The organism is Streptomyces sp. NPDC046122 (genome assembly GCF_056429965.1).
Genome location: NZ_JBWKLQ010000002.1, coordinates 498929 through 513137 on the forward strand (window position 1 = coordinate 498929; position 14209 = coordinate 513137).

At 71.2% G+C, this 14209-nt stretch carries 9 protein-coding genes; 2 read left to right on the forward strand and 7 right to left on the reverse strand.

From position 1 onward, the window contains the following. Positions 1-10: 10 nt before the first annotated feature. Entirely contained in the window at positions 11-742 is a 732-nt protein-coding gene (locus tag AC07FK_RS07110; RefSeq protein WP_479103290.1) for a TetR/AcrR family transcriptional regulator, read from the forward strand. On the opposite strand, the gene AC07FK_RS07115 is transcribed toward AC07FK_RS07110, so the two are convergent. Next, positions 721-1413 (reverse strand): DUF4230 domain-containing protein, encoded by a 693-nt coding sequence (locus tag AC07FK_RS07115; protein ID WP_479103291.1) that lies wholly within the window; start codon positions 1411-1413, stop codon positions 721-723. The two genes, AC07FK_RS07110 and AC07FK_RS07115, sit on opposite strands and share 22 nt — an antisense overlap. Before the next feature lie 68 nt (positions 1414-1481). Here AC07FK_RS07115 and AC07FK_RS07120 point away from each other — a divergent pair, with 68 nt between their 5' ends. Further along, on the forward strand, positions 1482-2021 hold the full coding sequence (locus AC07FK_RS07120) for a GNAT family N-acetyltransferase (protein WP_479103293.1): 540 nt from the start codon (positions 1482-1484) through the stop codon (positions 2019-2021). Between the two features lie 58 nt (positions 2022-2079). On the opposite strand, the gene pulA is transcribed toward AC07FK_RS07120, so the two are convergent. The 6 genes from pulA to AC07FK_RS07150 all read right to left on the reverse strand — a co-directional run bounded on the left by pulA (position 2080) and on the right by AC07FK_RS07150 (position 14195). Beyond that, positions 2080-7398, reverse strand: a complete 5319-nt coding sequence (pulA, locus tag AC07FK_RS07125; RefSeq protein WP_479103295.1) for a pullulanase-type alpha-1,6-glucosidase — start codon at positions 7396-7398, stop codon at positions 2080-2082. Between the two features lie 46 nt (positions 7399-7444). Beyond that, positions 7445-9151: a carbohydrate-binding module family 20 domain-containing protein gene (locus tag AC07FK_RS07130; RefSeq protein WP_479103297.1), complete on the reverse strand. Its 1707-nt coding sequence runs from the start codon at positions 9149-9151 to the stop codon at positions 7445-7447. A gap of 371 nt (positions 9152-9522) precedes the next feature. Next, entirely contained in the window at positions 9523-10566 is a 1044-nt protein-coding gene (locus AC07FK_RS07135; RefSeq protein ID WP_479103299.1) for a LacI family DNA-binding transcriptional regulator, read from the reverse strand. Further along, positions 10551-12230: a glycoside hydrolase family 13 protein gene (locus AC07FK_RS07140; RefSeq protein WP_479103301.1), complete on the reverse strand. Its 1680-nt coding sequence runs from the start codon at positions 12228-12230 to the stop codon at positions 10551-10553. Before AC07FK_RS07140 ends, AC07FK_RS07135 begins: the two co-directional genes overlap by 16 nt. Before the next feature lie 82 nt (positions 12231-12312). Then, positions 12313-13191, reverse strand: a complete 879-nt coding sequence (locus AC07FK_RS07145; RefSeq protein WP_479103926.1) for a sugar ABC transporter permease — start codon at positions 13189-13191, stop codon at positions 12313-12315. Further along, positions 13185-14195: a carbohydrate ABC transporter permease gene (locus AC07FK_RS07150; RefSeq protein WP_479103303.1), complete on the reverse strand. Its 1011-nt coding sequence runs from the start codon at positions 14193-14195 to the stop codon at positions 13185-13187. Before AC07FK_RS07150 ends, AC07FK_RS07145 begins: the two co-directional genes overlap by 7 nt. Positions 14196-14209: the final 14 nt, after the last annotated feature.

Genomic DNA, 14209 nt, shown 5'->3' on the forward strand with positions numbered 1-14209 from the left:
CGCTGCTCGTATGACGACCGGGGTGCGCCGCAGAATGGGCGTCGAGGAACGCAGGCAGCAGCTGATCAGCGTCGCACTGGAGCTGTTCAGCCACCGCTCGCCCGAAGACGTGTCCATCGACGAGATAGCGGCCGCCGCGGGCATCTCGCGGCCGCTCGTCTACCACTACTTCCCCGGCAAGCAGAGCCTGTACGAGGCCGCCCTGCGGCGGGCGGCGGACGAGCTCGCCGGGCGGTTCGTGGAGCCGCCCGAAGGCCCCCTCGGCGTACGGCTGTTGCGTGTGATGGGGCGCTTCTTCGACTTCGTCGACGACCACGGGCCGGGCTTCTCCGCCCTGATGCGGGGCGGTCCCGCGGTCGGCTCGTCGACGACGAACGCCATGATCGACGAGGTGCGCCAGGCCGCGTACGAGCAGATCCTCGCGCACCTGGGCATCACCGGCCCCCCGGCCAGGCTGGCGATGGTGGTGCGGACGTGGGTGTCGCTGGCCGAGTCGACGGCGCTGATCTGGCTGGACGGCCGGGAGATCCCGCGCGCCGAGCTGGAGCTCCAGCTCGTGCACGACTTCGCGGCGCTGGCGGCGGTGAGCGCGGCCTACGACGCGGAGATGGCGCGGATCCTGCTGGACATCCTCGCGCTGGAGCCGGCCGACGGACTGTTCGCGGACCTCGTCGTGCGGCTGGCCGCGCTGGCTCCGGCGGGGCCGGGGACCGCGCCGGATCAGCGGCCGCCGTCGCCGTAGTGCACGGCGACCTCCTCGAAGCCGAGTGAGCGCAGCAGGCCCTGGAGCATGCCGGTGGTGTTCTTCTCGGCGCGTGCCGTCAGCTCGCTCTCCTCGGCGGCCTCGGCGATGTGACGGGCGGCGAGGCGGTTGACGGCGCGCTCGTCGGCCGGGTTGTCGGAGAAGAGGTCGCCGAGCCGGTCGAGCAGCCCCCGCTCCTTGGAGACGGCGTACGAACGGTCCGCGTCCAGCGCCGGCTTGCCGAGCCGCGCGTGCGGCAGGCGCAGGGTCGCGGCGGTGCGGTCCTCGTTCACGGTCACCTGCCCCTCCCCCACCTTGCCGAGGTCGACGTACGCGCCGACCGTGCCCGCCCCGACGTACAGCGTGCGGGTGCCGCGGATCGCGTCCGGGAGGAACTCGGCGTCCTTCTCCAGGTCGACGACGACCTGGAAGTTGCCGGAGGCCGCCTCGTAACGGCTCATGTCCTGGATGGACTTCAGCAGCGCGGGGCCGGACCGGTCGTGGGTCTCCTCGCCGAAGAAGTCGTCGAGGCCGGGCAGCAGGCTGAGCCGGCCGCCGGCGAACAGCAGCGCCACCAGCACGGCGAGGACGCCCGTCACCACGGCCCATCGGGGGAAGCGGGTGCGGCGCGGAGGGCCGGGGGGACGCCGGCCGGCGTCGGTGAGAGTCATACGGTACGGATTCCCCTTCGCCCCTTGGTCACTCGGGGGCTCTCCCGGCCGCGGCTACGGTGATCCGTATGACGACGCGAGTGAACTTCCGTACCGCCCACGACGGGGACGCCCCGACTCTGGTCGCGCTCTACGACGGGGCCGCCCGCCGGCTGCTGAGCCGGGGCATCGAGCAGTGGCGGCCGGGCGGGAAGGACGAGGAGCACTTCCGGATACGGATGAAGGAGGGCGAGGTGTGGCTGGCCGAGGCGGCCGGGGGCGGTGCGGCCCTCGGGGCGTACGAGCTGTGGTGGGACGACGAACCGGCGTGGGGCGAGCAGCCGCCGGTCGCCGGATACGTGCACCGGCTGATGACCGGCCGCGCGGCGGCGCCGGCCGGTCTGGGGCGGGTGATGCTGGCGCACGCGGAGCGGCGGATCGCGGAGGCGGGGCGAGGGCTGTGCCGGCTGGACTGCCTCACGTCGAACCCGCGGCTGCGGACGTACTACGAGGGGGCGGGCTACCGGGTGGTGGGCGAGCAGCCGGTCAAGGACGGCGGCGCGGGCGGCGCCACGTACGGCGTGACGCTGCTGGAGCGGCCGGTGGAGCGGGAACGCCGGAGGGACTGAACACCGCCGCGTCGCGGCGGCCGTCCAGCCCCTCCGGTGGCCGGGGAACCCCTGCGTCCTAGCCCTTGGTGAAGACCGCGACCGTGCGGGCCGGGACCGTGAAAGTGCCCGTCTTCGGGTCGTACCCCGACTTCCTCGCCGTCGCGTCCGCGCCCGCCGCCTGGACCGGGTGCAGGGCGTACGAGGTGTCCGCCAGGGCGGTCAGCCGCTGCTCCTGCTCGTCCGGGGTCGCGTTGAAGACCACGACCAGGTCGCCCGCGCGCATGGTGATCACGCCGGGGGTCTCCTCCTTGCCGGAGAGCGGGAAGGAGACCGCCTTCTGGACCTCGTCCGCCGAGGTGAGACCGAAGGTCTTCTCCGTCGTGCGGATCTTCAGCAGGTCCGCGTAGGCAGCCGAGGCGCCCTCGATGTCCCCGCAGTCCGGGGTCAGCGACGGGGTGGTCAGCAAGGGCTTGGAGAAGGACCACTTGCTCTTGTTGTCGGCGGCGGGCGGCAGGCCCCGGCCGAAGCCGTTGCCGTCGCGGCAGTCCCAGTGGATCGCGTTGAACCAGTCACCGCTGTCGTACGAGTTGCGGTCGAGCGACTTGGAACGGAGCAGGTCCGAGCCCGACTGGGACAGCGCGGGACCCTGCGAGAGCGCGGCCGTGGCCATGGCGAGAACCTGCATGCGCGAGCGGTCGGCCGCCGACGTCCCGCGCGGCAGCTTGAAGGCCAGGGCGTCGTACAGCGTCTCGTTGTCGTGGGCGTCGGCGTAGGCGAGCGCGTCGCCCGGCGCCGCCGCGTAACCGGCCGGGGCGCCGTTGTAGTCGACCTCGGAGCCCTTGACCGTACGGCCGGCCGTGTCGGTGAACGTGTACGCCGCGAGGTTGCCGGTCAGGCCCACCTTGATCAGGTCCTGGTAGTGGAGCAGACGGGCCTTCTGTTCCGCCCGGGTGCCGTTCGCGGGCGAGGGGTTGGGGTCGGTGTAGAGACCGGAGGCGAAGCCCTGCACGCCCGGGTCCTCGTCGAACGGCCCGCCGCCGCGCACCGCGTCGCGCGCGCGGTCGGAGAAGGTGGCGATGCCCGTGCCGGCCATGTTCTTCTGGGTGGCCTGCTCGAAGCGGGCGTCGTCGGCGATCTCGCCGAAGTTCCAGCCCTCGCCGTACAGCACGATCTTCTTGCCGTCGACGCCGTCGCGGGCGACGGTCAGCTCGTCCAGGGCCTTGCGGACGGCCAGGATGTTCGCCTTCGGGTGGTGGCCCATGAGGTCGAAGCGGAAGCCGTCGACCTTGTAGTCCCTGGCCCAGGTGACGACGGAGTCCACGACGAGCTTGCCCATCATGGCGTTCTCGGGCGCGGTGTTGGCGCAGCAGGTGGACGTGGCCACGCTGCCGTCGGCCAGCAGCCGCTGGTAGTAGCCCGGGACGATCTTGTCGAGTACGGACTTGTCCGCCTGGCCGGAGGCCACCGTGTGGTTGTAGACGACGTCCATGACCGTGCGCAGGCCCGAGTCGTTCAGGCCCTTGACCATCTGACGGAACTCCACCGTGCGGCGGGTGCCGTCGGGGTCACTGGCGTACGAGCCCTCGGGGACGGTGTAGTGCAGCGGGTCGTAGCCCCAGTTGTACGCGTCCTTCGCCGCCGCCTTCGCCACGCACGCCTGCTGCTCCTCGGAGTCGGGGGCGTACACGGACAGGTCGCAGGCGGGGCGCTGCTGGTCCGTCTTCTTCTCGGGAACGGTGCCGATGTCGAAGACGGGGAGGAGGTGGACGTACGACGTGCCGGCCTTCGCCAGCCTGTCGAGGTGCTTCATGCCCTTCGAGCCGCGGTCGGTGAAGGCGAGGTACTCGCCCGGGTGCTTCGCGGTCCGGTCGGCGATGGAGAAGTCCCGGACGTGCAGTTCCTGGATCTGCGCGTCACGCAGCGGGGTCGCGGCCGGCTTCTTCAGCGTCGACCAGCCCTTGGGGGCCAGCTTCGGGTCGGCGAGGTCGACGACGAGGCTGCGGGCCGAGTCGGCGGTGAGCGCGGTCGAGTAGGGGTCGGTCACCTTGTTGGTGACGACCTTCTGGACGCCGGGCGCCCAGACCTTCACGGCGTAGCGGTACGGCTTGCCCGTCCAGGACCTGGTGCCCGTGACGGACCAGACGCCGGTGCGGTCGTCGCGCCGCATCGGGACGGTCCTGCCGTCGATTTCGAGGGTGACGTGCTGGGCGGTGGGGGCCCAGAGGGACAGGGTGGGGCGGCCCTTGCGGAAGACGGGGCCGAGGGACGCCTTGGTGGCCCCGGCGCTGTAGGTGTCGTCCAGGACGCCGGGCAGTTGCACCCCGGTGGCGGCGAGCAGCGCGCCGTTCGCGGCCCGCTGGGTGGCGATGACCTGCCCGCGCAGGGACGCCCTGATCCGGTCGCGGTCGCGCGGGTCGACGGTGAACGCCGGGTGGTCCTTGAGGTGCGGGTACTTCGCCTTCTGCGCGTCGGTGAGCGCGGAGGGGGTGAGCCGCAGCCAGCGGCCCTCGGCGGAGAGCGCCCCGTCGACGACGGAGATGCCGCCGTCCCGGGCGTACACGAGCTGCTGGCTGGTGGCCTCGGTGGCCTTCACCTTCCAGACGACCGTGTCCTCGTCGATCCACTGCGCCTCGGCCTTGCCCAGGTCGAGCGAGGCGGCTCCGGCGCTCTGCGGCAGCAGGTACTTCGGCTGCCCGCCCAGCATCCACACCTCGTGCCCGAAGGTGGCGAGGTCGAGGGACTGGTCGCTGGGCAGGTCCTTCTCGTCACCCTTGTGCAGGATGTAGCTGAGCGAGGTGGCGCCGTCGGCGAGCGGGACCTCGAAGGTCACGCCGTACGCGTCCTTCCTGACCGGCATCAGCGGCTTGGACCAGTCCGTGGGCTCCTTTGCGCCGGCCCAGGTGTGCAGACCCCAGCCGTCGTAGTCGCCGTCGGCGCGCTGGTAATGGAGCACCGCCTTGCCCTTGTCCTGGGGCGGGTAGGCGCCGTCGGGGGCCTTGACGGCCTGGCCGTCCTTGCCCTGCTCGATCCAGACCTCGCCGGTCTTCGCGAGGTCGACGGTGCGCTGCGGGCCGTCCGCCGTGCCGTTCTTCTCGACGGTGTACGGGAGGGACGAGGCGCCGGCGGGGAGCTTGATCCAGGCGAAGGCGCCGTAGGCGTCGCGCCCGGTGAAGGCCGCCGCCTTGTCGCCGGACGTGAGCTGCCAGCCGTCGTAGTCGCCGTCGGGGCGCTTGTAGTGGACGACGGCGTGGTCCCGCTCGACGGCCGTCGGCTTGTCCGGGGCGGGGGGCCGGCCGGCGGTCGTCGACGCGAGAGCGCTCGCGGTGCGTCCGGCGCGGTCCACCACGACCGCCTTGTAGCGCAGGGTGGTGCCTGCCTTCACGTCGCGGCCCAGGTACTGGGTGACCTTGTACGGGGTGTGATCGGCGGTGCCGAGGGTGCGCCACTTGCCGCTGCCGGTCTGGGCGGCGAAGACCACCCGGTTCAGCTGCCCGCCGTCGACGTCCGCGGTGATCTCCACGGTGCCGGTGGCGCCCGCGGCCGGGGCCTTCAGGGTGACGGCGGGGCGGGCCGCCGGGGCGGGCAGAGCCTCGGCGGCGCGCAGGACGACGGACGACAGCGCGGGCACGGTGACGGTCAGCTTGCGCCCGGAGTCACTGCGTACCGCCTCGGAGGCGCCGTACAGGGGGCGGAAGCCGGCGCCTGCCGTGGCCACGGTCAGCTCGACGGTCCTGGCCTCGGCCCCGTTGTTGGTGGCGACGACGTACTCGGTGGCGCGCTCGGCGTCCGTACGGGAGAAGGCGTAGACGGAGCCCTCGGCGTGCAGCTCCTTCTGGACGCCGTCGCGCAGGGCGGGGTGGGCCTTCGTCAGCTTCGAGAGCGCGGCGATCGACCGGTACACGGGGTGCCGGGTGTCGTACGCGTCGGCGGCGTGCGTACGGTCCGTGCCGAGCTGGTCGTCGTCGAGGTAGTCGGCGGTCTTCGACGCGAAGAGGGTCTGGCGGGCGTCCTTGTCGCCGCCCGCGCCGGTGAAGCCCTGCTCGTCTCCGTAGTAGACGACGGGGTTGCCGCGCGAGAGGAACATCACCTCGTTGGCGAGGCGCGCGCGCTTGAGCAGTTCGGCGTCACCGGCGTCCGGGTTGTCCTGCTTGAGGAACGTTCCGAAGCGGCCCATGTCGTGGTTGCCGGTGAAGGTGACCTGCTCGTACGCGTTGGCCTTGTCGGTGGTGTAGCGGTAGTCCTCGGCGAAGACCTTGGCCAGCCTGCCGGCCGGCGCCCCCTGGGAGGCGTACGCCCGCATCGCGTCCTGGAGCGGGAAGTCGAGCGTCGAGTCGAGGCGGCCGCGGGTCACGTAGGGGGAGGTGACCTCGGTGTCGGCGGAGTAGACCTCGCCGAACATGAAGAAGTCGTCCCTGCCCCGCTTCTTCGCGTACGCGTCGAGGGCCGTCGCCCACTGGGTCCAGAAGTCCAGGTCGACGTGCTTGACGGTGTCGATGCGGAAGCCGTCGATGTCGAAGTCGCGGACCCACTTCTGATAGATCGCCGCCATGCCCTCGACGACCTCGGGACGCTCGGTCCACAGGTCGTCGAGCCCGGAGAAGTCCCCGTACTCCGCGCTCTCGCCCGCGAAGGTCGAGTCGCCCCGGTTGTGGTACATCGTCGGGTCGTTGAGCCAGGCGGGGACCTTCTTCTCGTCCGCGCGCGTCTTCGGCGTGTAGGGGTACGCGTCCTCGTCGACGTCCGGGACGCCCGCGCGGTCGTCGAAGGGGCGGCCGGTGCGGTCGAGGTACGGGTAGGCGCCCTTGGGGCGGTAGCCGTACTTCTTCTCGGCGTAGTCGACCGTGTCGGCGGTGTGGTTGGTGATGACGTCGAAGAAGACCTTCATGCCCTTGTCGTGGGCCTTGTCGATCAGCTTCTCCAGGTCGGCGTTGGTGCCGAAGTGCGGGTCGACCTGTGTGAAGTCCGTGATCCAGTAGCCGTGGTAGCCGGCGGACGCGTCCTTGCCGGTCCCCTGCACGGGCTTGTTCTTGAAGATCGGCGCCATCCAGATGGACGTGGTGCCGAGGTCCTTGATGTAGTCGAGCCGCTTGATGAGGCCCTTGAGGTCGCCGCCCTGGTAGAAGCCCTTGTCGGACGGGTCGTAGCCGGTCTCCAGGCGCGACCCGGTGAGCCCGCCCCTGTCGTTGGCCGTGTCACCGTTGGCGAACCGGTCGGGCAGTACGAAGTAGAACTGCTCCCGGGTCAGGTCGTGCCGTGCGGACTCGGCGGCGAGCGCCTTGTCCGACGGCGGGGCCGGCGGCTTCGCGGCCGCGGCCGGCACGGCGGGCGCGAGCGCGGCGCACAGTGCCACGCTCACGGCGCCGACGGCCGCTCTTCGCAGGGGCGGGCGTATCACAGCGGTACTCCTCGGATGTGCGGGGAACGAGGGACGGGCGGGCGGGTCAGCTGCGCCAGGTGTCGTTCAGCGTGACCTTGCCGCTCGCGGGGACGGTCGCCGTACGGTTGGCGCCGCTCTCCCAGGTGACGTTGCCGGAGGCGTCCTTGCGGAGGTACTTGTACTCGAAGGACGTGCCGGCGGGCAGTGCGACGTCGAGCTTCCACACGGGGTAGCTCGCCGGGTCGAGCTTGGTCGCGCCCGCGGTGCTCCAGTTGCCGAGCGCCGGCTGGTTGCCGGTGACGTAGATGTTCTGGCCGGGCGACGTGGTGGCGTTGACGCTGAACGAGGCGCCGGCGGAGACCGGAACGGGGTCGCCGCCGCCCGCGCCGCAGGTCTTGGCGCCGGCGTGCAGCGCGACCGCGGTGTGGGCGCCCAGGGTGGCGGTGAAGCGGCCGGAGCCGTCGACCGTCACCGCGGTGTTGTTCTGGACGTTGCAGTAGGTGCCGGCCGCCAGCGAGGTCTGGAAGGTGCGCGTGAGCGACGAGCCCTCGTGGTTGATGGCGACGTACGCCTTGTCGCCGCGGCCGAAGGCGATCTGGTCGCCCCCGTTGTCCCACCAGTTCGTGACGCCCTGACCGCGCGCCGCGTTCCGGAAGCCGACCATGCTCTTGATCTCGGCCCAGTCGTGCTGGCACTTCCACCCGTCGCTGTAACAGGCGTTCACCGTGCCGCCGGCGGGCGGGCCCGCGTCCTTGTCCGACCACTCGTAGCCGGAGTGGACGTCCGGGGAGCCGTACGGCCAGGCCAGCATGAAGACGTTCGCCAGCGTGTAGGTGGCGCCGTTCTTGTAGGTGAGGGTGTCGCCGCCGCGCTCGGTGTCGTGGTTGTCGACGAAGACGGCCGACTTGCCGCTCTCCATGAAGCCCCAGCCCTCGCCGTAGTTCTTGAGGTTCGCGAGGTTCTCGTTGGTGAAGACCTGCTTGAGGCCCCGGCCGTAGCGGAACTCCTGCACGTCGCCCGAGCCCAGGTACTCGCTCGGCGAGACGGCCTCGCCGGCGCCGAAGATGGCCTCGTGCTTCCAGTACACGCCGGGGTTGTTCAGCCGGGACTTGATGTTCGCGAGGTCCGCGGCCGGCATGTGCTTGGCCGCGTCGATCCGGAAGCCGTCGACGCCGAGCGAGAGCAGGTCGTTCAGGTAGGCGGCGATCCGGCCGCGGACGTAGTCCTCGCCGGTGTCCAGGTCGGCGAGGCCGACGAGTTCGCAGTTCTGTACGTTCCCCCGGTCGCCGTAGTTGGTTATCTGGGAGCGGCAGTCGTCGAGGTCGGAACCGGAGTACACCCCGGGGTAGTTGTACTTCTCGTACGCCGTGCCACCGGTGCCGGTGCCGTTGCCGGCCGCCATGTGGTTGATGACGCTGTCGGCGACGACCTTGACGCCCGCCGCGTGACAGGCGCTCACCATGTTCGCGAACGCGGTGCGGTCGCCGAGCCGTCCGGCGATCTTGTAGCTGACGGGCTGGTACGAGGTCCACCACTGGGCGCCCTGGATGTGCTCCTGCGGCGGGGATACCTGGACGAAGCCGTAACCGGCCGGTCCGAGGGTCCGCGTGCACTCCTTGGCGACCGAGTCGAATTTCCACTCGAAGAGGACGGCGGTGACGTCCTTGGTCCCGGGCGGCGCGGCCTGCGCGGTCCCGGCGGGGGCCGCCAGAACGGCCGTACCGGCGGTGAGGGCGAGGGCCAGCGCGGCAGAGAAAGGTCTGCGAGCCATTGGTTCCTCCTGCATGGGGGGAGGTGCGGGTGCGACGGTGCAGCCTCGCGCGGCAACGCGCCTTGCCCTCAAGGCTTGAATGTTCTTGCAGCAAGAATGAAACCGTGCTGCCGGAGCAGACCGTACGAGCCCTCACCAGCGGGGTCAACCCTTCTGACACATCCCGCTCACGTGCAGGAAACGTGGCAGTTCTCGCCCCTGCAAGCCCTTTCGCAAGCAGTTGCGGCTCTGCTACGTTCTCCCCTACTCCGGCCCGGCCGGCCGGGGGTCCGGCCTGGCCGGGCCCCACGCGCCCGACCGGCCGGGCCGGTGCCCCACCGGGCCCCGGCCCGTCGCCCCGTGCCGCCGGAGCCCCCGTCCACCCGGGACCGTTACGCCCGGCTCCTGGCCTGCGCCGTCGAGTCCCGCACCACCAGCTCCGGCTGGAACACGTACTCCGTGCGCTGGACCGGGCTGCCGCCCAGCTCCTCCAGCAGCGCGCCGACCGCCGCCGTCGCCATCGCCTGCACCGGCTGGCGGACCGTGGTCAGCGGCGGATTGGTGAAGGCGATCAGCTGCGAGTCGTCGAAGCCCACCACCGACACGTCGTCGGGCACCTCCAGCCCGCGCCCGCGGGCCGCGCGCACCACGCCCAGCGCCATCATGTCGCTGCCGCAGACGATGCCCGTGCACCCCTTGTCGAGCAGCGCGCCCGCCGCGACCTGGCCGCCCTCGACGCTGAACAGGGTGTGCTCGACCAGACCCGCGGCCTCCTCCCCGGACATCCGCAGGGTGCTGCCGAGCGCGTCGACGAAGCCCTCCCGCTTGCGGAGGGAGGGGACGTACCGCTGCGGGCCGACGGCCAGGCCGATCCGCTCGTGCCCGAGCTCGGCCAGGTGACCGACGGCCATCCGCATCGCGGCGTGGTCGTCCGGGGACACGAAGGGCGCGCTGATCGCCTCGTTGTAGCCGTTGATGAGGACGAACGGGACCCCGCGCGCCGCCAGGTCGGCGTACCGCGCGGGGTCGGTCGAGAGGTCGGCGTGCAGGCCGGACAGGAAGACGATGCCGCCGACCCCCCGCTCGACCAGCTGCTCGACGAGTTCGTCCTCGGTCACTCCGCCGGGCAGCTGGGTGCAGAGCACCGGCGTGTAGCCGTGCCCCGCGAGGACCTGCTCGACGACCTGGGCGAACGCCGGGAAGATCGGGTTGGTCAGCTCCGGCGTCACCAGGCCGATCAGCCCCGCGCTGCGCCGCCGCAGCCGCACCGGGCGTTCGTACCCGAGGACGTCGAGCGCCGTGAGCACCCGCAGGCGCGTGGTGTCCGCGACGCCCGGCTTGCCGTTCAGCACCCGGCTCACGGTGGCCTCACTGACGGAGGCGTGCTCCGCGATGTGCGCCAGCCGCGGCGCGGGGACGGTCACACCGTCCACCACACTGTGGTGTCGGCGGGCAGGTCGAAGTCGCCGTCGCCGTACGCGACCTCCCCGCTGGCCAGCAGGATCCGGCCGGGGGCGGGGATGCGGATCGCCGTGCCGGTCGTGTTGACGGTGCAGACGAAGCCCTCGCGCGCGAAGGCCACCACGCCCTCGGGCGCGTCCAGCCACGCCACGTCCGTGCCGGCCCCGAGGCCGGGGTGGTCGCGGCGCACGGCGAGGGCGGAGCGGTACAGCTCCAGGGTCGAGCCCGGGTCGCCGGTCTGCGCCTCGACGCTCAGCTCGCCCCAGCCGGCCGGCTGCGGCAGCCAGCTGCCGCCCGTGCCGAAGCCGTGGGAGGGCCCCCCGGCCGTCCACGGGATCGGCACCCGGCACCCGTCGCGGAAGCCGTCCTGGCCCTCCGCGCGGAAGAACGACGGGTCCTGGCGGGCCTCGTCCGGCAGGTCGGTGACGTCGGGCAGGCCCAGTTCCTCGCCCTGGTAGACGTACGCCGAGCCGGGCAGCGCCAGCATCAGCAGCGTCGCCGCGCGGGCGCGCCGCAGGCCGACCTCGCGGTCGCCGGGGGTGCGTATCTGGGTGCCGAGGCCCGGGGGGTTGGCGAACCGGGTCGCGTGCCGCGTCACGTCGTGGTTGGACAGCACCCAGGTCGCGGGCGCGCCGACCGGCCGCATGGCGGCGAGCGACACCTCGATGACCTCGCGCAGCGCGGCCGCGTCCCACTCCGTGCCGAGGTACTGGAAGTTGAACGCCTGGTGCAGCTCGTCGGGGCGCACGTAGTTCGCCGTGCGCTCCACCGTCGGCGTCCACGCCTCGGCCACGCCGATGCGCTCGCCGGGGTACTCGTCGAGGATCTGCCGCCAGGAGCGGTAGATCTCGTGCACGCCGTCCTGGTCGAAGAACGGCATGACGTCGTTGCCGAGCAGCTTCAGCTGGTCGTGGCTGCCGAGGTCGGGCAGCCCCTCGGCCTTGACCAGCCCGTGCGCCACGTCGATGCGGAAGCCGTCGACGCCCATGTCGAGCCAGAAGCGCAGGATGGAACGGAACTCGTCGGCGACGGCCGGGTGCTCCCAGTTGAAGTCGGGCTGCTCGGGCGCGAAGAGGTGCAGGTACCAGTCGCCGGGCGTGCCGTCCGGGTTCGCCGTACGGGTCCAGGCGGGGCCGCCGAAGATGGACTCCCAGTCGTTGGGCGGGAGTTCGCCCTTCTCGCCCTTGCCGGGCCGGAAGTGGTAGCGGTCGCGCAGGGCGGAGCCGGGGCCCTCCTTGAGCGCGCGCTTGAACCACTCGTGCTGGTCGGAGGAGTGGTTGGGCACCAGGTCGACGATGATGCGCAGGCCCAGCTCGTGGGCGTCGCGGATCAGGGCGTCGGCGTCGAGCAGGGTGCCGAACATGGGGTCGATGGCCCGGTAGTCGGCGACGTCGTAGCCGGCGTCGGCCTGCGGGGAGGCGTAGAAGGGGCTGAGCCAGACAGCGTCGACGCCGAGGTCCCTGAGGTACGGGAGGCGGCGGCGTACTCCTTCGAGATCGCCCATGCCGTCGCCGTTGCCGTCGGCGAAACTGCGCGGATAGACCTGGTAGATCACCGCGTCGCGCCACCAGCCGGTGCGCTCGTTGCCGAAGGCGGCGGCACTGGTGGGGGCGGTGGGAGCAGCGAGGTGCTGGGTCATGTCGTCCCTGGAAGTCATGGGGGTGGGAGCGGCGCCGGGTCCTCGTGCGGTCCGGCGCCGCAGACGTGTGCGAGGCGGGCGGTCAGCCCTTGACGGCTCCGGCGGACACGCCGGTCACCAAGTGGCGCTGGGCGAAGAGGAAGACCAGCGCGGCCGGAATGGCGATGAGCACGGAAGCGGCCGCCATCGGGCCCCACTGGGCGCCGTACTGGTTGACGAACTTCTGGAGGCCGCCCGCGAGGGTCAGGTTCTCGTCGCCGACCATGAAGGCGGAGGCGTACGCCACTTCGCCCCACGCGGTGACGAAGGAGTAGAACGCGGTCACCGCGATGCCGGGCTTGGCGAGCGGCAGGATCAGCCGCCAGAAGGTGCCGAACGGGGTGAGCCCGTCCACCTGGCCCGATTCGTCGATCTCGCGCGGGATGGTGTCGAAGAAGCCCTTCATCATCCAGGCGCAGAACGGCACGGCGATCGTGAGGTACGTGATCACCAGGCCGACCGGCTGGTTGAGCAGGCCCATGCTCGACATGATGTTGTAGATCGGCACGATCAGGACCGCGACCGGGAACATCTGGGTGATGAGCAGGGTCCACATCAGGCCGCGCTTGCCGGGGAACCGGAAGCGGCTCACGGCGTAGCCGGTCGTGGCGGCGATGAAGACGCCGATGACCGTCGTCAGGGCCGCGACGAGCAGCGAGTTGGCGAACCAGGTGAGGAACGGGGTGTCGTTCAGCAGGTTCGTGTAGTTGGTGAGCGTCGTGTCCTTGAAGAAGTCGGTGCTGGTCGCGTACGCCGGCGGCTTGAGCGAGGTCAGCAGGACCCACAGCACCGGGAACACGGCGATCACGGACGCGACGACGAGCGTGGCGTGCAGCCCGACCGAGGCCAGCGGGGAACGCCGGCCGCGGAGCGGGGCGTTCGTCGCGGCGGGTGCGGGCGTGGTGGAAGCGGTGGTCACCAGACATCTCCCTGCTTGCGGAGCACTCGCCGGTAGACCGCGGCGAAGAGCATCAGGAGGATCAGGATCAGCACGCCCCAGGTGGAGGACTGCGCGAAGTCGCGGGGGCTGATCTCGAAGGAGAACTTGAACGCCTGGGTGACCAGGATCTGGGTGGCTTCGCCGGGTCCGCCGCGGGTGAGCAGGAAGATCACCGGGAACATGTTGAAGGTCCAGATCGTGCTCAGCAGGATCACGGTGGCGCTGACAGGCCGCAGTCCGGGCAGCGTGATGTGCCGGAAGCGCTGCCAGGCGTTGGCGCCGTCCATCTCGGCGGCCTCGTACTGGGAGCTGTCGATGGACTGGAGGCCGCCGAGGAGGGCGACCATCATGAACGGCACGCCGAGCCAGACGTTGACGGCGATGACGGAGATCTTGGCCATCGTCGGGTCGTTGAGCCACGGCACCGCCTCGATGCCGCCGCCGGCCAGGAGCCGGTTCAGGAAACCGCGATCCTCGTTGTAGAGGAAGCGCCAGGCGAAGACCGAGACGAAGCCGGGGATGGCCCACGGCAGGATCAGCATCATCCGGTAGACCGAGCGGCCCGCGATCCTGCGGTTGAGGATGTTCGCGAGGCCGAGGCCCAGCAGGAACGTGACACTGACGCAGGAGACCGTCCACACCAGCGTCCAGCCGAGGGTGCCGAGGAACTGGTCGCCGGTGAGGGCGTCGGCGTAGTTGTCCAGCCCCACGAACTCGTACGTCGCGGGCATGTGGTTCACGCCGATGCTGCGCTCGACGTTGCGCTCGTTGGCGTCGGTCATCGACAGGTAGATGCCGCGGACCAGCGGATACCCGATGATCACGCCGATCACGGCGACCACGGGGGCGACCATGGTCCAGGCGTACCAGTGGGTCGAGAGAGCGCGCCGGAACGGGCCCGGCGTTGTACCAGCACCGCGGCTGGGGCCGCGGGCGACGTCGCCGCCCGCGGCCTTCGCCACCGACTGGCTGGTGTGGACAGCCATCAGTCGGCCTGCCT